At 34.8% G+C, this 20,633-nt stretch carries 15 protein-coding genes; all 15 read left to right on the plus strand.

What is annotated here, in order from left to right:
- Positions 1-16 precede the first annotated feature (16 nt).
- The 15 genes from B2217_RS13230 to B2217_RS13300 all read left to right on the plus strand — a co-directional run bounded on the left by B2217_RS13230 (position 17) and on the right by B2217_RS13300 (position 20,461).
- On the plus strand, positions 17-919 hold the full coding sequence (locus B2217_RS13230; protein ID WP_291122805.1) for an HlyD family secretion protein: 903 nt from the start codon (positions 17-19) through the stop codon (positions 917-919).
- A gap of 2 nt (positions 920-921) precedes the next feature.
- Positions 922-1,848 carry an ABC transporter ATP-binding protein gene (locus B2217_RS13235; protein ID WP_291122807.1) on the plus strand — a complete coding sequence of 309 codons (927 nt, stop codon included), beginning with the start codon at positions 922-924 and terminating at the stop codon, positions 1,846-1,848.
- Positions 1,838-2,584: an ABC transporter ATP-binding protein gene (locus B2217_RS13240; protein ID WP_291122833.1), complete on the plus strand. Its 747-nt coding sequence runs from the start codon at positions 1,838-1,840 to the stop codon at positions 2,582-2,584. The genes B2217_RS13235 and B2217_RS13240 overlap by 11 nt, the downstream gene beginning before the upstream one ends.
- 3 nt (positions 2,585-2,587) lie before the next feature.
- On the plus strand, positions 2,588-3,694 hold the full coding sequence (locus tag B2217_RS13245) for an ABC transporter permease (RefSeq protein ID WP_291122809.1): 1,107 nt from the start codon (positions 2,588-2,590) through the stop codon (positions 3,692-3,694).
- Entirely contained in the window at positions 3,691-4,812 is a 1,122-nt protein-coding gene (locus B2217_RS13250; RefSeq protein WP_291122811.1) for an ABC transporter permease, read from the plus strand. Before B2217_RS13245 ends, B2217_RS13250 begins: the two co-directional genes overlap by 4 nt.
- A gap of 64 nt (positions 4,813-4,876) precedes the next feature.
- Positions 4,877-5,785, plus strand: a complete 909-nt coding sequence (locus B2217_RS13255; protein WP_291122813.1) for a hypothetical protein — start codon at positions 4,877-4,879, stop codon at positions 5,783-5,785.
- Positions 5,786-5,874: 89 nt separating this feature from the next.
- Positions 5,875-6,156, plus strand: coding sequence for a helix-turn-helix domain-containing protein (locus B2217_RS13260; RefSeq protein ID WP_291122815.1), 282 nt, complete (start codon positions 5,875-5,877; stop codon positions 6,154-6,156).
- A 39-nt stretch (positions 6,157-6,195) separates the two neighbouring features.
- The gene (locus B2217_RS13265; protein WP_291122817.1) at positions 6,196-8,370 is read left to right on the plus strand and encodes a VapE domain-containing protein; all 2,175 of its coding nucleotides are present in this window, start codon (positions 6,196-6,198) and stop codon (positions 8,368-8,370) included.
- A gap of 308 nt (positions 8,371-8,678) precedes the next feature.
- Positions 8,679-8,960: a helix-turn-helix domain-containing protein gene (locus B2217_RS13270; RefSeq protein WP_013632723.1), complete on the plus strand. Its 282-nt coding sequence runs from the start codon at positions 8,679-8,681 to the stop codon at positions 8,958-8,960.
- Between the two features lie 29 nt (positions 8,961-8,989).
- Positions 8,990-10,348: a toll/interleukin-1 receptor domain-containing protein gene (locus tag B2217_RS13275; RefSeq protein WP_291122821.1), complete on the plus strand. Its 1,359-nt coding sequence runs from the start codon at positions 8,990-8,992 to the stop codon at positions 10,346-10,348.
- A 29-nt stretch (positions 10,349-10,377) separates the two neighbouring features.
- A complete protein-coding gene (locus B2217_RS13280) occupies positions 10,378-11,853 on the plus strand; it encodes a hypothetical protein (RefSeq protein WP_291122823.1) in 1,476 nt (491 codons plus the stop codon).
- Between the two features lie 19 nt (positions 11,854-11,872).
- Positions 11,873-12,886: a PDDEXK nuclease domain-containing protein gene (locus tag B2217_RS13285; protein WP_291122825.1), complete on the plus strand. Its 1,014-nt coding sequence runs from the start codon at positions 11,873-11,875 to the stop codon at positions 12,884-12,886.
- A gap of 25 nt (positions 12,887-12,911) precedes the next feature.
- Entirely contained in the window at positions 12,912-15,206 is a 2,295-nt protein-coding gene (locus tag B2217_RS13290; protein ID WP_291122827.1) for a hypothetical protein, read from the plus strand.
- Positions 15,207-15,230: 24 nt separating this feature from the next.
- Entirely contained in the window at positions 15,231-19,007 is a 3,777-nt protein-coding gene (locus B2217_RS13295) for a hypothetical protein (protein ID WP_291122829.1), read from the plus strand.
- A 1,124-nt stretch (positions 19,008-20,131) separates the two neighbouring features.
- Positions 20,132-20,461: an ArsR/SmtB family transcription factor gene (locus B2217_RS13300; protein WP_291122831.1), complete on the plus strand. Its 330-nt coding sequence runs from the start codon at positions 20,132-20,134 to the stop codon at positions 20,459-20,461.
- Positions 20,462-20,633 lie beyond the last annotated feature (172 nt).

Consider the following 20,633-nt stretch of genomic DNA (forward strand, 5'->3'; position numbering starts at 1 on the left):
TATAAAAACAGAAACAATGAAACATATTCTAACATCAATCATCATAGCAGGCGGTTTATTGACAACGGTTTCCTGTAATAATAATCAAGATACATTTGATGCTTCCGGTTCGTTTGAAGCCGAAGAAACCATCATATCAGCCGAAGCACAGGGTACATTGAAAACTTTTGATATTCAGGAAGGACAAGTCTTACAAGCCGGACAAAACATCGGCTATATCGACAGTATTCAGTTGTATCTGAAGAAAAAGCAACTGGAAACACAGGTTACAGCTTTGTTGGGTAAAAAACCGAATATTCCGGTACAGCTGTCCGCTTTGCAGGAACAATTACGAACTACGGAAAAAGAAAAAATACGTATAACCAATCTACTGAAAGGCGATGCAGCAACACCAAAACAACTGGACGACATCAATGCACAGATAGATGTATTGAAAAGACAAATCGAAGCACAAAAATCTTCCTTGAGCATTTCGAGTGATGGAATTAGTAAAGACGTTGTTCCGTTGCAGGTTCAGATAGAACAATTGGAAGACCAATTGAGCAAATGCAAACTCATCAATCCCATCAACGGAACGGTGCTGACCAAATATGCCGAAGCCAACGAGATAGCAAGTATAGGTAAGCCGTTGTATAAAATCGCAGACCTTTCCAATATCATACTCAGGGCTTATGTTACGGGAAATCAGTTGCCGCAAATTAAGCTCAACCAACAAGTAAAGGTTTTGACAGATGACGGAAAAGGCGGCTTTAACGAAATCACAGGAGTAATAACCTGGATTAGCGACAAAGCCGAATTTACACCGAAAACCATTCAAACCAAAGACGAGCGGGCAAATATGGTGTATGCCATTAAAGTGAAAGTAAAGAACGACGGCTTGTACAAAATCGGGATGTATGGCGAAATAAAATTCCAATAATTATGGCAGACGTTGTTCTAAATAGCATTTCAAAAACCTACAATAAAGGTACAGTTAAAGCAGTAAACGATGTTTCTTTTGAAGTAGCAAAGGGCGAACTATTTGGTTTGATTGGTCCTGACGGAGCAGGAAAGACCAGTATTTTCCGTATCCTGACCACTTTGCTTCTACCAGATGCCGGAACAGCTTCCGTAAACGGTTTTGATGTGGTCAAAGACTATAAAACCATTCGTAAGAATGTGGGCTATATGCCGGGAAAATTCTCATTGTACCAAGACTTGTCTGTCGAAGAAAACCTCAACTTTTTTGCAACGGTATTCAACACCAGCATTGAAGAAAACTACGACCTTGTTAAAGACATCTATGTGCAGTTAGAACCTTTCAAAAACCGCAGAGCAGGAAAATTGTCGGGCGGTATGAAACAGAAACTGGCTTTGTGCTGTGCCTTAATTCACCGTCCTACGGTGTTGTTTCTGGACGAACCGACTACAGGCGTAGATGTGGTTTCGAGAAAGGAATTTTGGGAAATGCTGAAGCGTCTGAAACAACAAGGCATTACCATTCTGGTTTCGACGCCCTATATGGATGAAGCCACGCTTTGCGAACGTATTGCCCTGATGCAAAACGGCAATATACTGTCCATCGATGCACCCGAAAATATCATTAAACAATTCCCCGAAAAGCTTTTTGCTGTAAGGTCGGACGATATGGGGAAACTATTGAATGATTTAAGGAAAACAGACATCGTAAAAAGCTGTAGTGCTTTCGGAGCTTATCATCACATTACTTTTTCAGACGATGAAAAAGAGCAACAGCCGGAACTTGTTCATTTTTTGAACGAGCAACAACACAGGAATATTGAACTAAAGCAAATCAATCCAACCATTGAAGATTGCTTTATAAAACTGATGAATGGAAATGACCGATGAAATTGTAATCCATACCGACAAACTCACAAAACGTTTTGGTGATTTCATTGCTGCAAACGAAATCACTTTTGATGTATACCGTGGCGAAATATTTGGTTTCCTTGGTGCGAACGGAGCAGGTAAAACCACCGCTATGCGAATGCTTTGTGGTTTATCCAAACCCACATCAGGAAAAGCAACCATTGCAGGATTTGATATTTACAAACAGACCGACGAAATCAAAAAAAATATTGGTTATATGAGCCAGAAATTTTCCTTGTACGAAGATTTGACCGTATTGGAAAACATCCGTTTTTTCGGAGGTATCTACGGTTTGTCGGACTTACAATTAAAGACAAAAAGTGATGAATTGATAGAAACATTGGGAATGGAAAGCGAAGCCACAAAAATGGTAAGCTCATTGCCTTTAGGTTGGAAGCAAAAGCTGTCCTTTTCCGTAGCCATTCTTCACGAACCAAAAATCGTTTTCCTAGATGAACCCACCGGAGGCGTTGACCCGGTTACCAGACGACAGTTTTGGGATTTGATATATCAGGCAGCAGACAACGGAATTACAGTGTTCGTAACCACACACTATATGGATGAAGCCGAATATTGCAACCGTATTTCGATGATGGTGGACGGAGAAATAAAGGCACTGGATACACCTGCTAATTTGAAACAACAATTTGCTGTCGCTACGATGGATGAGGTATTTTATGAACTGGCAAGAGGAGCCAAACGAAAATCAGACTAAAGAATGAAACAGTTTATCACATTCGTAAAAAAGGAATTTCTACACGTTTTCCGTGACCGTAAAACGCTGTTGATGCTGTTTGGTTTGCCCATTGTGCAGATTATTCTTTTTGGTTTTGCTCTGACTAACGAAATCAAAAATGCAAAAATAGTTATCTGCGATTATGCCAAAGACAATGCTTCACAACAAATCATCGGAAAATTTGAAGCAAGCCGGCAATTTGAAATTGAGCAATCACTGTTAAGCCATCAACAAATCGAAACGGCTTTCAAAGAGGGAAGAATTAAAATGGCTATTGTTTTTCCTGCCAATTTCAATAAGGATTTGTTGCACCAGAACAAAGCACAGGTACAATTGATTACCGATGCTTCCGACCCGAATACCGCTACCACATTGAGTAGTTATGCTACCCAAATCATTATGGAATATCAGAAAGATTTGATGCAGTTACAGCAGTTGCCTTACCGTATAAATACAGAAGTAAGAATGATTTATAACCCGGAACTAAAAGCTGCTGTCAATTTTGTTCCCGGCGTAATGTCCTTGATTTTACTATTGGTATGTGTGCTAATGACTTCCGTTTCCATTGTCAAGGAAAAAGAAAGCGGAACAATGGAAATCTTATTGGTATCGCCGTTCAATCCGTTTCTGGTCATTGTTTCAAAGGCAGTTCCCTACCTTGTATTGTCGCTTGTTAACCTGACGGTTATTTTATTATTGAGCGTTTTTGTGCTGGGAATGCCCGTCAATGGCAGTGTTGTATTGCTCTATGCAGTAAGTACGCTGTTTATCATTACCGCACTTTCTTTAGGCTTGCTGATTTCCAATGTAACTGCATCCCAACAATCCGCAATGCTCATTTCATTGATGGGGATGTTAGTGCCGTCCATATTGTTTACGGGGTTTATGTTTCCGTTGGAAAATATGCCTTATCCCTTACAGCTTGTGGCTAATGTTGTTCCTGCGAAATGGTATTATATCATCGTGAAATCCATAATGGTCAAAGGATTGGGATTTTCAGCAATATGGAAAGAAACATTGGTTTTATTGGGAATGACCTTGGTTTTATTAGCTGTCAACATCAAAAAATTTAAAATAAGATTGGTATGAGAACACTGAAATTTTTATTGCAAAAGGAGTTTCGGCAAATATTCCGTAACAAAGCCTTGTTGCCTTTGCTGTTCGTGGTGCCTATAGTGCAGTTACTCGTACTTCCGTTGGCAGCCGATTACGAAGTGAAGAACATCAATATTGCCATTGTTGACCACGACCACTCCACTTATTCACAAAAATTGGCGACTAAAATCGGAGCATCCGGCTATTTTAAATTGACAGATTATACAAGCGGATTTAATGAGGCATTTAAACAAATAGAAAGCGATCAAGCCGATTTGATTTTGGAAATACCACAGGGTTTTGAACGCAATCTGATACGGGAGGACGAGCAGCAATTATTTTTAGCCGTAAATGCTATCAATGGCGTAAAAGCCAATTTGGGCGGTGCTTACCTCAATCGTATTATTGCCGATTACAATACAGATGTTCGTCTGGAATGGGTGCAGATGCCGAAGTTCAGTCCGATACCTACCATCGAAGTCACAGCATCCAATTGGTTCAATCCGTCAATGAATTACCGCTTTTATATGGTTCCCGGTATTCTGGCGTTGTTGGTTACGATGATTGGAGCGTATATGTGTGCCTTGAATATCGTAAAAGAAAAAGAAGTCGGTACCATCGAACAAATCAATGTGACACCTGTCAAAAAATACCAGTTTATTTTAGGCAAACTTATTCCGTTTTGGGTAATCGGTATTGTCGTATTTAGCGTAGGGTTATTCGGCATAGGCTGGCTGATTTACGGCATTGTTCCGGTCGGTAATTTATTGCTGCTATACGCATACTTAGCGATTTACCTCATTGCCGTATTGGGATTAGGTCTGTTGATTTCCACCTATTCCGAAACACAGCAACAGGCAATGTCGGTAGCCTTTTTCTTTATGATGATTTTTATACTGATGAGCGGACTGTTTACATCAATTGACAGTATGCCACGCTGGGCGTATGTCATTACGAAAATCAGCCCGATAACCTATTTCATAGAAGTAATGCGGATGATTGTGCTCAAAGGAAGCGGTTTTGCTAACATCCAAAACCATTTCCTGATAATGATAGGTTTTGCCATATTCCTTAACGGATGGGCGATTTTAAACTATAAAAAGACGAGTTGATTGAAATGAAGAAGAATAAGCATACCCAACGGGATTATGGATAAAACAACTAATATATAAGGTTATGGCAAATCATTATAACATAAATCAAGTTGTTCAATTTCCCGAACGTACGGCTGTTCCAAAAGAACAGTCCGAAAACGCCTTGTTTGATATTGTACAGGAAGAATTTACAGACAATACAGCTTATTGCCAAGCATTGATAAATAAAATTTTTCGGCTTCCTTATGCACAATTACCCGATTTCTTTTCACATCACTGTAATTACGTAGCAGACCCAATAAAATGGCTGAACAAGTTTGAAAAATTGATTGCCGAAAATGAAGAACTGTTTGTGAGTTCTACCAATCGAGGTAGAATGATAAAATGTTACACCATAATTGAAAGCAAAAGAAAGGAAATTGAATTTACGGGATATAAACACACCTTGGCAAAAATCCCGATGCAGTATGTAAACGCAGAATGTGAAAAAAGGTATTTCTCATTTAAAGAAACAAAACAAAAAGTGGACGAGTTGCAAAATTATACAGACAAGATAATGTTTTTGACCAAAGAGAAATTTGATTACGAACAGGCAAGTATTGACTTTATAAATCCCAAATTACCCGACTATTCAAGCCAATGTCAAAAGGAAATAGACCAGATACAACATTTAAACCGTCTAACCAATGAATTTTCAATTGAGCAAATGAACAAGAATAAAAACGGAATGCCATTCAATAAGCTCAAAATAAACTGTAACATCAATCAATTAGTGGATATATTTTACCAATTGCACAGAGAATTATTTACAAACGGAAAACCCATTATTGACGGAAACATAAATGATTTCGTTGCAGTAATTGTAAATTCATTCACAGATAAGGACGGCAGGGAATTAAGTCCCGAAACCGTAAAAACAATGCTTACACCGTCCAAGTCCGATAAACGTCCCAAACCCCACAAAAGAATAGACATTGATAAAATGCTGTAAATAAATCTTGTCCCGAAAGACCAAGTACGGACAAATTGACTTTTTTACATTGCTGTCCTTTGCTTCCATAATCTTAAAAATTAAAGAAAATGGAAGCAGTTATTTTATCAAAAGACCAATACACAGAATTGGTAGCAAGGTTAGACGAAATTACCCAACGTCTTAATGCAAAGAACGAACCCAAAAAGGACACCTTTTTAGACAATCAGGAGTTTTTACAACTGATGAAAATCAGTAAGCGTACAGCCCAAACGTGGCGGGACGAGGGGCGTATTTCATTCTCACAAGTCGGCAATAAAATTTACTACAAATTGTCAGACGTTGAAAAACTGTTGCAGGAACATTACAATAAATCATTTGCTAAAAAATAGCATTGACAAAGGTTTCTCAACAATAAAAAACGTTTGATTATGGTAGTAAGTATTTTTAAAAACTTCAATGAAGTGGTAGAAAATGCCAAAATTATTGAGGTATTACAAGACATTCAAACAGGTAAGTATATCAATGTAATTACTTACCTGCGGAAATCATTAGCAGAGCAAAAAATGGAAGCATACGAAAGGGCAAAGAAATCTTTGCCCGCTTTCACGCCTTCGGCTTCTTTTAAAGGTGGCAGGAAATTAGAGTTTGTTACTGCATATACTCAAATTGTGGTATTGGATATTGACAAACTAACCAAAGAACAACTTACCAATGCTAAAGCATTGGCACAGGAAACGCCCTACACTTATTCGGCTTTTATCAGTCCATCGGGAAACGGTTTAAAAATCTTTGTCAAAGTCAATTCATCACAGAAAAACCATAAAGAAGCCTTTTTAACGCTTCAAAAATTCTATGAAGAATTTTTATCGCTACCTATTGACAAATCAGGCAAAGACGTTACACGCCTTTGTTTCGTGTCTTACGACACGGATTTGTATTTGAATGAAAATGCAACCGTTTATCCTGTAATTGCTACGGAAGATTTAAGACCTTACTTTAACCAAGAGCAGGAAGCAGAACCCGAACCGCCAACCATTGCAAGCAATGGTTTTTCTACCGAAAATTTTAGTAATGATTATTTGGCAACGTATGAGCATTGTGTAAGGTTTACCGAAAAGAAAGAAAGCTATGTAAATGGCAATCGTAATAATTTCATTCACTTGTTAGCCTGTAACCTTAATCGTAAAGGTGTGCCAATGCCTGCGGCATTAGGCTTTATTTTATCCGATTATAATTACAATACACAGGAAGTAACGGCAACGGTAAACAGTGCCTACAACAATACCCACGAACACAACAAAAGCACCTTATCCATTTCGTCAAATGGCGAAATTTCCGAGCAATCCAAAAGCATAAAATCATCTGAAGATGATACAGACGAGGAAGAAGAAAAACCGAGTTTCATAGACCGATTAGAGAACTTTTTAAACTACCGTTATAGCTTCCGCTATAACGTAGTTTCGGGCAAATTGGAGTACAAACCTGCCAAAGCTACGCTTTGGAAACCGCTAACGGATTTCGTTGAAAACTCAATCCTGCGTGAGATTTTGAAAGCAAAAGTAAAATGCAATATCAATACCTTACGCAATTTGTTACGTTCCGATTTCTGCGAACAGTTCGACCCGTTCAAAGACTACTTTGATAACCTGCCCGACAATGAAGACGACACCGACTACATTACAGAGCTTGCCAATACCATTACCACCACAAAGCAGGATTTATGGATTGAGTGTTTTAAAAAATGGTTTGTGGCAATGGTGGCTTGTGTAACCAATGATAAAGCAATCAATCAGACCGTAATTGTGTTTAGCGGTAAACAAGGCGTAGGAAAAACAACGTGGATAGAAAAGCTAATCCCGAAGCCTTTAAAAGATTATATGTTTTCGGGAACAATCAACCCCAACAATAAAGATACTTTGATACATTTAGCAGAATGTATGCTAATCAATTTGGACGAATTGGAAAACCTAAACCGTACAGAAATAGGGACATTAAAAGAGCTGATAACGAAAACGCATATCCGTATGCGTAAAGCATACGGACATAATAATGAAACCCTGCCTCGCAGGGCTTCATTTGCGGGTAGTGTAAACACTGCCCAATTCCTAAACGATACAACAGGTTCACGCAGGTTTTTATGTTTTGAAGTGGAACATATCGAGTATGCACATAACATTGACATCAACAACGCTTATGCACAGGCAAGGCAACTCTATAAAGACGGTTTCCGTTATTGGTTCAATCAGGAAGAAATAAAAGAAATCAACCTAAACAACGAGCAATACCAAATCAGAAGTCCCGAAGAAGAATTGCTTTTAACTTGGTTTGAGATTGCCGACAGAGATACCGCAAACAATTTTCTAAACACCACACAAATCGCAGCCAAACTTGCCGAAAGAGCTAAACTAAATATTACAGACGGCACAGTAATGAAGTTAGGCAAAGCATTGAAGAAACACGGTTATTTAAGATTATCCAAAAAGAACGGCTATGTATATGCAGTAAAAGAATTGAATTGGGAAGAAGTGGACAACAAAAACAGGGAAAAAGAACCACCACCCGAACCGCCCAAACCGCCAGAGCAAACAGGCTTACCGTTCTGAATTTCTAAAAGGTGCAAAATGCACCTTTTTTCATTCGTTGGAGTGGATAAGTAAGATAACCTTTTTTCGGCAAAAACATTTTTCATTTTTTATCTTCGATAAAAAACGAGCCAAAACAAAACTATTGAGTGCAAACAGAAACCTGCGGTTTACTGTTTTGCGTTCAATAATCCCGATAAATCAGTTTTTATATTTCTGCGAAACACAAAAAAATATTTTTGGCAAAAGTTACTTATCCTACTTACTTAATTTTCATTGCATTATTTTGCTTAAATTTGAACTTTTTAGACAAGTCGTAAAAAATCAAAATGGCATTTGGGAAATATATCAAAGAATTGAGAGAAAGTAAGGGTTTGTTCCTTAGAGAAGTTGGGGCAGCTTTGGAGTTAGATAATGCTTTTATTAGTAAGGTAGAAAATGAAGAAAGATTATTGCCGAGAAAGCATTTAGAAAATCTTGCTGAATTTATGAACGTGCCATTAGATAAATTGTTGGTTTTGTGGCTATCGGATAAGATAAGAACACTCATAGAGGATGAAGAACTTGGAAAACAAGCATTGAAGATTGTGCTAAAAGAATTAAGTAGTTAAATACATTATAAATTATCACGGGGATATTAATGAGAAATAAGATTTTTATTAGTCACGCAACACCAAATGACAACGACTTTACTAAGTGGTTAGCATTAAAGCTGATTACGTTAGGATATGACGTTTGGTGTGATGTATTCTACTTAGACAAAGGAGTGGATTTCTGGAAGACCATTGAGACAGAGATTAGAGATAACACAATTCAATTTTTTGTTGTAATGTCTGCTATTTCCAATAGCAGAGAAGGAGTATTGAAGGAAATTACAGTTGCTCAAAAAACACAGAAAGCATTGAATGATGCCACTTTTGTGGTTCCGTTAATGATTGATAATGACCTCTCTTATGATGATATCAACATTGATGTTGTAAGGTTGAATGCAATTGATTTTAAAAAGTCTTGGGCAGTTGGATTACAAGATATAATAAAGTTTCTCGAAGACAAAGGCATCAGTCCTGCTAAAACAGACGCTGAAAAAGCCAATAGTTTATACGAACAAATATTTTTGCAGAATTTAGTTCCGGTTGAAAAAGAAGAAATATATACCTCTAATTGGTTTCCAATCATTGAATTTCCGGAAGAATTAAGGTTTCATTTCTACGACAGACTGATGCCTAAGAACTATGACCTGAACCAGCTTACATTTCCTGCAATACCTTATAAAAACTATGTTTGTACGTTTGCTTATGAGTATGATTTTATGCATCATTTGCCTAAAACGGAAACGTATAGCCCCCAGAGAACAATAAGAATATCTACCCAAAAAATTTTGGAGGAAGGTTATGAAGACGATTTTATTTCCAATAATGATGCGAGGCGTGCAATTGTAAGACTTTGTAATCTGGCTATTGACAAATTTTTTGCGGAAAGAAATATAGAACCCTATCAAATGTCAAACAAGATTGGATATTGGTTTAAAAAAGGAACACTTGACAAGGATAAACACAATAAAGTTCTCTTGGTAGGTAAACAGAAAGATAAACATTGGCACTACGGTTTATCATCCTACACAAAGCTATATCCTTTTCCTGTATTGGTTTTCAATTCGCATATTTATTTTACCACTGATGGAGAAACCTTAATTGATAAAACATCAATTCAACACAGTGCAAGAAGAAAACAAGGAAAGGGCTGGTATAATGATGATTGGAAAAACAAAATGCAAGCCTTTGTTTCTTATCTGTCGGGGAATGAAAATACTTTTTCCTTCGATGTGGGAAGTGAAGAAAAGATTATCATATCAGCAAGTCCCAAAGAATTTTTAAGCAATAAAAGCTATGTTATACCGGAAAAGGAATTATTAGATGAAGAAGTAGAGCTTTCTGATATGACTTACTTGGATAGTGTAGAAAATGAAGAACTTGAAGAAAAACCAGTAGAAAACCAATGAGCAACCTTTTATACATAGAAGAACCTAAAATGAAATTCGCATTTAATCAAAGTTGCGAAGATGTGCGTGATGGATTAGCATTATTTGGTCCGTTGGAACAACCTAAGATTTATGGTATTAGAAGTGGCGTAATTGGAACAAAACGAGGTTTAGAAATTTTCAAGAATTACATTGATAAAATTCAAAAGCCTGTTTATAATTCAAACAATATTACCCGTCCATTCTTCCCTGGATTTGAAGCAGTTTTCAATTGCAAATGGGAAGCAAATAATATTTCATTCAAAGAGGTTACAGATAAAGAAATAAACGAAGCAATTTCATTAGATAATAATCATACAAGGACGTATGAAGTGGTAAACTTATTTATAAATAAAATTCTTCAAGCTGTAAAAAATGACGAGGATAAAATAGATGTTTGGTTTGTCATAGTGCCAGACGTAATATTTCAATATTGTAGACCCAATTCTATATTACCCAAAGACTTATTGCAAAGAAAATCAACGTTAAAGAAAAGTCAGGCAAAAAAATTTATGTCTGCACCATCACTTTTTGATGAAGATAATGTTGCCACTGAACCCTATAAATACGATGCTCAATTTCACGACCAACTAAAAGCAAGGTTGCTTCCTCATATGATTACCACACAAATCCTAAGAGAAAGTACATTGGCTTGGGAAAGTTTTACAAATAAATTCGGGCAACCGCTACGGAATTTCAAGAAAATAGAAGGACATCTTGCCTGGACAGTTTCAACAGCAGCCTATTATAAAGCAGGAGGCAAACCCTGGAAGCTTTCTGATATTCGTGAAGGCGTATGTTATTTAGGCTTAGTCTATAAGCAATTGGAACGGGATAAGAACATTAAAAACGCCTGTTGTGCAGCTCAAATGTTTTTAGATAGTGGAGACGGAACGGTTTTTAAAGGTGCTGTTGGGCCTTGGTATAATCCTAAAAAGGGAGAATTTCATCTAAAGCCCAAAGAAGCGAAAGCACTTTTATCGCAAGCGATAAAATCTTACCAAGAACAAATGGGAGAAAATCCCAAAGAAATATTTATCCATTCTAAAACCAAATTCAACAAAGAAGAATGGGATGCGTTTAAAGAAGTTGTTCCTGAAGGAACAAACCTTGTAGGAATTTCCATTGATACACGTCCACAAATAAAATTATTCAAAGAAGAGGGTGCTTATCCGATAATGAGGGGAAATGCCTTTGTTGTAAATGAAAGGTCGGCGTTTCTTTGGACTATTGGTTACGTTCCTAAAACTCAAACAACATTATCCTTAGAAGTTCCTAATCCAATTTTTATAGAAATCAATAAAGGGAATGCTGATATTGAACAAGTCTTGAAAGATATAATGGCTTTGACAAAGCTAAATTATAATGCCTGTATTTATGCCGATGGAATTCCAGTAACATTACGTTTTGCGGATAAAATAGGCGAGATACTTACTGCAAGTACCGATATACAAGCACCGCCATTGGCTTTTAAATATTACATCTAATCCAAAAAGAAAAAGAATAATGCTTGTAAACCAATCCATAATAACAGATATAAAAGCCATTATAGCCCAATCGAAAGACAAGGCTATACGTGCCGTTGACCATCAGCGAACACTGATGTATTGGCATATTGGTAAACGTATTTTTGAAGAAGAACAAGAGGGCAAAGAACGGGCAGATTACGGAACGTTTCTTATCAAATATCTTTCAGAACAACTGCAACCTGAGTTCGGAAGTGGTTTTTCTACAAGACAAATAAACCTTTACAGACAATTTTACCGAACATTCGAGAATGTGCATACACTGTATGCACAATTGAGTTGGAGCCAATATAAGCTACTTTTAAGTGTTGACAGTCAGGATAAAAGAGAGTTTTATATTGCTGAAACAATAAAGAACAATTGGACGGTACGCCAATTAGAAAGACAGATTTACAGCAGTTTGTACGAACGCCTTTTATTGAGTAACGATAAAGAAAGCGTGTTGGCAGTTGCCCGAAATGAAAAACAACCATCCGATGCCAAAGAAATCATCAAAGACCCGATGTATTTGGAGTTTTTGGGATTGAAAAGAGAAGCATCTTATTATGAAAGGGATTTGGAAAGTGCCATTATAACGCACTTACAGGAATTTTTATTGGAATTAGGTAACGGATTTTCCTTTGTAGCAAGACAGAAAAGAATACACATTGAGGGCGATGAGTTTTTTGTGGATTTGGTATTTTACAACCGTATTTTGCAATGCTTTGTTATTATAGAAATCAAAACCACTAAACTAACACATCAGGACATTGGACAGCTACAAATGTATGTGAACTATTACGACAGAGTAGAAAAACTGCCACACGAAAACCCGACCATTGGTATTTTGCTTTGTGCCAACAAGAATGATGGAGTAGTAAAATTCACACTACCCGAAAATCAAAAACAAATTATTGCAAGCCAATACGAGCTTTACCTACCAACCGAACAACAACTTTTGGAAGAGGTAAATAAGGAATTGGAGAGTTTTGCGGAGAAAGACGATATGGATTAGTAATATTAGAAAAATAACGTAACTAATGAGTGTTGAAAATGTAATAGAAATATGTGTGGCAATAGATATTGCAATTTTAGGTATTGCTTATCCTATTATTGTTGACAAAATATCAAATATTGGAGACAAGTATCAGTCACAATATATACCTGTATTATTTAATAATGAATTCCCTCAGAAATCATTAAAATTTGTCTATAACGAAAAGGAATATAAAATTACAATTTTTAAACTTTTCCTTGTTTTTACACTTGTATCATTTTTATTCATAATTTTTAAGACAGAACCACTTTGGGGATGGGATAACTGGCTGATTAATAATTCAGCCAACCTTATGGTTATTGCTTTCTCATTGGTGCTAACAATACTTTTCTTTCTATGGTTAGATAAAGTAATCCTATTTAATGGTAAGTCGAGTTCACTACTAATACATATTGTGAAAAAATACGATTCTTTATCAGAAAATGATGAAATAAAGCAATACTATTTGAAAGCTATTAATGAGCTAACATATTATGCCGTTGAAAAACAAGATGAACATTTGCAAGAAACATTACTGGAATTTTACTACAAAACTTTTGCAAACATAAGGAGAATTCACACCAAAAATCTACCATTAGAATACCCTGTGGATTTATACTTTATGGTAAATAAACTTAATGAGGAATCTACAGTTGTTCAAAATAGGAAATTAAGGGCTATTGAACATAGAGCAGTAAGTGGTATTTGGTTATTGGGAGAAGATTTCGAAGAGATTATTATATCAGAAGAAACTTATAGCTGGCTATGGAGAAATATATACACAATTTGTGATTATCCTAGATTAGTTAAAATGTTTTGGGCTAATTCAAGTCAGTATTATGATTTCAGACTTCAGCCAATACATCAAGATTATGATTTTGAAGCAAGAGAAATAATAAACAAAGCGGAAGTAGGAAGAAGAGAGAAAGAACGTAGGAGATTTATTGAGTTCCATTATGCATTAGGTGGATTAGTTTATTATAGAAAAAATTATGATTTATTAAAGTACTTTTTTGAATACTCTCAATCACAACCTCCTAAATATGTGTTGTTACCTGAGTCAATGACTGAGATATTTTATTGGTTTGAGCACTTTAGGAATGAGTTCAAAAATATAGGTACACCTATAGATTTGAAATACTATTTTCCTGAGCTAGATAATTTAGGTAACCGGAGACAAGTAAATTATTGGATATGTAGTTATCTGACGATTTTGTTTATAAGACAGTATTCTTTAAACCAATATTATACTTATCAGAATTTTACTGACCTTCCTAATCTTCCTGATGATATAAGAGAATTAGGGAATTGGCTTGATAGTATTTCATTTTTCGAAAAATGCTTAAATGATGTTATCGAAAATGAAGAATTAATAAAAGCTTTAGGTTATAAAGAATTAGTCTTACAGAAAAAAGAAACGTTTAAACAATTTATTGAAGATTTAAAAGAACAGATTACAAATAAAATTGGTGAACAAAAACGTAATGCAGAACTATCTCAGGAAATGATTACACATTTTTATGAAAGTTCCAGTCCAATACTTACAGAAGCGTTTGAGGTATATAATCCTGTTTTTATTCCATTGGATGATAAACATAATGAAGGACGTTTGAAGTTGTCAGTAAGAGGAGCTATTACTTTGATGTCTAAATCAGCTTTTACAGAAAACGATATACCTCATTTAAACTATGATACTTTTTTTGCTAGTTCAATAGCAAGAGAAAATATAAAGCGATATATACCAAACTCATTTATTGTAGCAAAAACAAAGAGATATTTGTTGAAACGAGAAGATTTAATTACTTCTATTTCTAAGTTAATTGGTGAAAACTCTGAAATAATTATTGTTGGAGTAAATATTCAATACCGTGTTCGCGAAATTCTTGAAAACAGTAGTTTTAAAGATAGAATTATACATATACCATCTACGGAATATAATTCTCAAGATTTATTATTTGTATTACGAAAAGATGATTTACCAGCTATTGAACACAAAGATTTATTGGATGATGAAAAAGAAGAATTGAAACTTGTACCAATAAATAATGAATTAAAAATCTATGCGTCAGTCATTGATATCAATAAAGAAGAGAATAAAGAGATAAAAGACAAATGGAGTTTAGATAATGAGCCTGATAATCTAGATTTAAAAATTCAGTTAGCTCTCTCATTTTTAAGTGTAATTCATTGGAAAGACTCCAGAGAAGTAATACAAATTAACATTATTTCAGAATTTAGGGAGCAAGGTATTCCAAATCATATAAATGATATTGAGCCTCTCGGTAATGATAATAAATAATGAGCATCTTAGAAGTAAAGACCTATGAACACCATAACTCAAATAGAAAATGCTTTAATAGCCATTAATCAGGCAAGTTTTCAGACTTTAGTAAATCATCTATTGCACTTAGAAGGGAACAAATTTATAGGTTCACCTGGTGCTGTTGTTGGTAAAGAAAAAACAAGCAAAGGAACACCAGATTCTTTTTTTGTCAATGGAGATAATTACATTTTTGTTGAATGTACAACAAAAGAAAGAATTGGAGAGTCAAAATCATTTTTTGATAAACTTTCAAAAGATATAGACCATTGTTTTAATGAAAGTGAAACTAAAATTAGTAAAGAAAAAATTGAGAAGGTCTTTTTGGCTTGTACTGAAAAGATAAGTACAGAGGAATATAATTCGTTAAATGGGAAAGTAAAATCTTATAATCCCGATGCTGTACTTGAAGTATTGACAATTCAGAGTTTGCCAATGCGTATTTTCGATATTCCAAAATTAGCTGAAGAGTATCTCAATATTCAGATGATAAAGGGAGATATTTATACACTTGAACAATTTTTATTAAAAACCGAAAAGGGATTACAGCCATCACTTACTAATGAATTTGTAGGTAGAGAAGACGAATTAAAAGATTGTATTGCTATTTTAGAAAAGTATGATATTTTATTTTTGTCAGGTGGTGCGGGTGTTGGAAAATCAAAATTAGGAGTTAAAATATTAGAAGAACTTTCAAAAGAAGATTATGTTCCGATTGTAATTCAAAGTTCTGGCGTTTCTCTATGGGATGATTATCAACATCTTTTTTTGACAGGCAAAAAACATATTGTTTTATTTGATGATGCCAATAAATCAGTGACAAATTTGGTTTACTTATTAAGTAAATTGGAAGATTCAAAATCATATTCTTTTAAAGTAGTAATAACTTCAAGAGATTATGTTAAAAAACAAGTTTCACATACTCTTGAAAATTATAGTCATAGAGAATTAAGTATAAAGGATTTTAAAGATGAAGAAATTGGGAAAATAATAGTTGCAGCTCTTCCCAATTTGAAACACTATCCTGACATAAAAAGAAAAATTACCGAATTGGCAAAAGGTAATGCGAGAGTTGCACTAATGGCAACTCATTCAGTAGTTCCAGAAGCAGAAACTAATTATTTGAGTAGTCCGGTCTTGCTTTATGAAAAATATTTTAAGAAAATATCAGAAGATATAGGAATATTTGATAATCCAATCATTCTCAAGTCTTTGGCAATTGTGTCGTTTTTTGGTGTTTTGGACAGAAATAATGAAGAACTTAAAGAAATACTATCATCTAAATTTGGTATAGATTGGAATGAGTTATGGTCTGCAATTATGGAGCTTCATAATAATGAAATTTTGGATGTCTATTCTGAAGAAATTGTAAAAGTTTCCGACCAGGTTTTGGCAACCTATGCTTTTTATAAATGCTTCATTGATGATAAATCCGCTGTTATTAATTATGCAGATTGGATAACAGCATTCATTGAAAAATTTCCAAGTAGAATTACAGCAACGCTTATAGATGCAAATAATACATTTACCTATTATAGTGTAAAAGATTTTGTGTTGCCTCATTTGCAACAGGTAATTCAAAAGAATGAATCAGAAGAACAACTATATGCATTCTACAAACTATTTTGGTTTTATAAAGGACGTGAATGTTTATTGTATTTAAAAAAATGGATTGACAGTCTTTCCAAGGAAGAGCGTTCTGAAAATTTAGAGTTTAGCTACGTTCACAATGACCATACTTCAGCAACAAAATATTTTGAGTTATTACGAAAGTTTTGGAATCATCCCAATGAGCTACTAAAGCCATCAATTGAATTGACATTGAAAATGTTAGTGAAAACCCCAAATCGTTTATCCGAAGTTTTAAAATTTATAAATGAAGATTTCAGTTACAAGATAGAAGATTTGGAACACGGTTATTTGCGTCAAAATATTTTATTTGATGTATTGTTAAATGAAAAATTATCTGATGAAGAAAAATATTTTGCGAATGGAATCTTTTTAAATATATCGGAAAATCTTTTAGGTTGGGATTATACAGAGTTTGGTTCAGCAAAAGGTCCGGCATTTACAATTTGCAATTTTAGTTTGTTTAAGTCTGATGCCTTAATGGAGTTAAGAAGTCGAATTCTTAACAAAGTGTTTGAGCTTTATGATATTGAAAACAAGCATTCTCAACAATTACTGCATAAAATAGTTTACCCTGGCGGAAATATTGACAAGAGGATCTATGTTGAAGAATTACCTATTTATGAAAAATTGATTTCAGAAAAATTAGATAATAAGCAGTATGCACATTGTAAATTTGTTAGTGTTCTTGCCAAACATTTGACAGAAGTAGGAGTTAGTTTTCCTGATAGTTGGTATAATTTTATTGAGTCTGATATCAGAAAGTTATCAAAATTTATAAAACCCGATTGGGAATACAGAGAGGGGAAATCTATTGATGAATCTGAAAGAGAAAAAAGGCAAGAATTTGAGAAGTTTGTGAATGAAAATGATTGGCAGAATATAGAAAGGTTTCTTATAAACGTAGATGAATTATACCGACAGCAAAAGGATATAAATGCTTGGCATATAGAAAGTGCGGTTACAGATATTTATTCTGCAATTGCGAAAAAAAGTAAATCTGATTTTGAAAATGCTTTAAAATTGTTTTTTTGTGGCAAAGTGCTTTTTCCGTTACGAACAACTGTTATAAATGTTGCTTTGCTCGAAAATACTATGACCGGAAAAGAACTTTTGGACATAATGAGCGATTATGAATTTCAAGGAAAGCCTTATTGGGAATCTGTATTAATAACAATGTTACCCGAAGAACAGGTCAATGATGTTTTTTTGAAACTTCTTATAAATACTTTTTTAAACCCTGACGAATATATCTATATCCATCGAATGCTTGACTATCTAAAATATGAAGCAGTATTTGAAGAATATAAAAAAGAAAATCCCGAATTAGAAAACCATAATATCATTACCTATCTGACCAGTATCATACTCACTAAATCACGCAAGACAAGACGAGATTTTGGATTCCATTTTTGTGCAGAATGTGCATCATATTTTACTAATCATATCCAACTTCTAAAAGACGCTTTTTGGTCTCAATATGAAATAGATCCACATTTTGACCACGATGGAAAAGAATTAAAAGCAATTTTAGATATAGATAATGATTTCCTTAATTATAGTTTAAAGAACGATAAAATTGGATTAGGTTATTCTTCACAAATTCGATTGGAAAATATTAATACAAATACATTATGGGAGTACGCAAATTACGAGGAACTTATAGAAAATTTGTTATTAACAGCTTTAGAAAAAGAACAATATTCTTTTTTGATTGAAGAAGATATTTACTCATTGTTTAGATATAGAACTGCCAGCGAGGATGCAACAGAAAAAATGAAATCTCTAATTTTAAAATTGACACGAAAGTATAATACCAATGAAAAAGTTTTGCTTATACTTGTTGAAGTAGTCTATCATAATTTCAATGTTTGGTTTATTGAATATTTTAAAGAGTTTCTTTTACTAAATAAGGATATTGAAATCACAAAGCGAATTAGTTTTGGCAGATCATCAAGTACAACAGGTAGTTGGGTTCCTGTATATCAGAAAAAGGTTAAATTTTATCAGGATATTATAAAAATGATAAATACTTTGCCAGATATTTTAGATTATTCTGAACATATTGACCACTTTGAACAAAAAATAATTTGGAAGAAGCAAGATATTGAACGAGAACAAAGAAGGGATTTTATGGAAGAGTTTTATTAATCCCCACCCAGCCACCGCACAAAAAAATACGGCTTTAGTCAGACCCCAACCGCACAATGCCAATGCTTGGTCTGTCTTCTATGGCATTGCCACCGTTTGCAACTGTCATACTTTTTGCGTTGTTTTTTGCCAACGCTCAACAGCACATTGCATTCCTCGTTCCTGCGGTTGCAAAGAGCTGTCCCAATGCGAAAAAAACAAAGCAAAAAGACACTTCACTCCAACCACCACCACCGTTCCGTTTATGCCAGTATGCAAATCGGTGGAAGCTATGTTTACATAATGTGGCATTATGTGTTCGCTTCGCACAGCCTTTTCCCTTGCTTATGCAAGCATCCAAACGCACAGGCTGTCACATAATAACATTATGTAAAATATCCAATGCCATAGTCCGCTACCCGAAAAAATATCCCAACGCTCAAACCCAACGCTGATATTTTTCGGGTATCGGAAGCCGTCTTTTTTTCTCCCAACGCACAGCCCACGCTCTCTGCCACGCTCCCCACCACCCATTTCAGCGGTGCAGTAAGAAAATAAAGCATTGATTGGTTGTTTTGCCGATGTGCTGAATAAAGTGTTTAGTCATTTCACTTCATTGCATTTCGGTAGGCGATAGCAAAAATTACCTGCATTTATTCCGTTCCATTCCTTGCACACATTATTTCAGCACCGCACAGCAAGCGTATTTCGTACCTCATACCCTTGCTTTTTTCCACAGCTTCAAAATATGGTATGCTTTATTTTTTACTACGGAGTGTTTGCCCCATTGCCAACGCTCAAAGGCGATTTTTCAAAGGAATATAAGGAAGTCAATAGACATTTTCCAAAAGAAAAAAGAATAAAAAGGAAAGCAAAGGTAGGTGGCTACACTCAATGCCAACGCTCAATAAAAAACCCAAAAGACTACGGCATAATGGCAAGGCAAATAAGGTGCTTCGCAGAGTTAATTTTTTTGCCTTGCCACCCTTCGGGACTTATTCCGTTTCCTTTTAGGTTTTTTCTACTTGTCCGCCTTGATTGAATGGCTTTCTTTTTTTCTGTTTTTTTCTTTTGGAAACAATTTTTTTAAAAAACTTTTGTGTTTAAACTTATTATCGTAATATTGCGATAATAAAATATAATTTATGGGACTTACTAAATCAGATATATTTTCAGATGAACAAAATAAATTGGCTTCATTGTTTAAAGTGTTGGGGCATCCTGCAAGGGTAGCAATACTTCAATATATTATCAATCAGAAAGCCTGTATTTGTAATGATTTAGTAGATGAATTAGGTTTGGCACAGGCAACTATTTCGCAACACTTAAAGGAGCTAAAAAACACAGGTATAATACAGGGAACGATAGAAGGTAAATCAGTTTGTTATTGCATAGAAGAAAAGAAATGGAAAGAAGTACAAGGGCTTTTTAATCAATTCTTTGAGCAGGAAGTAAAAGTAAATCAATGCTGTTAAAAGCATTTTTTTACACCTTTTAATATCGTCATATTGCAATGTAACGTATTGTAATAATAGAGCCTTAAATACAGAATAATATAGCATAACAGAATATCATAATAAAATAGAAATTTTATGAAACTATCAAACATCAAAGAAATCTTACCAGCATTAGATAATGTTGAATTTC

This window comes from Empedobacter sp. UBA7620, assembly GCF_002484185.1.
Taxonomy (GTDB): Bacteria; Bacteroidota; Bacteroidia; order Flavobacteriales; family Weeksellaceae; genus Empedobacter; species Empedobacter falsenii_C.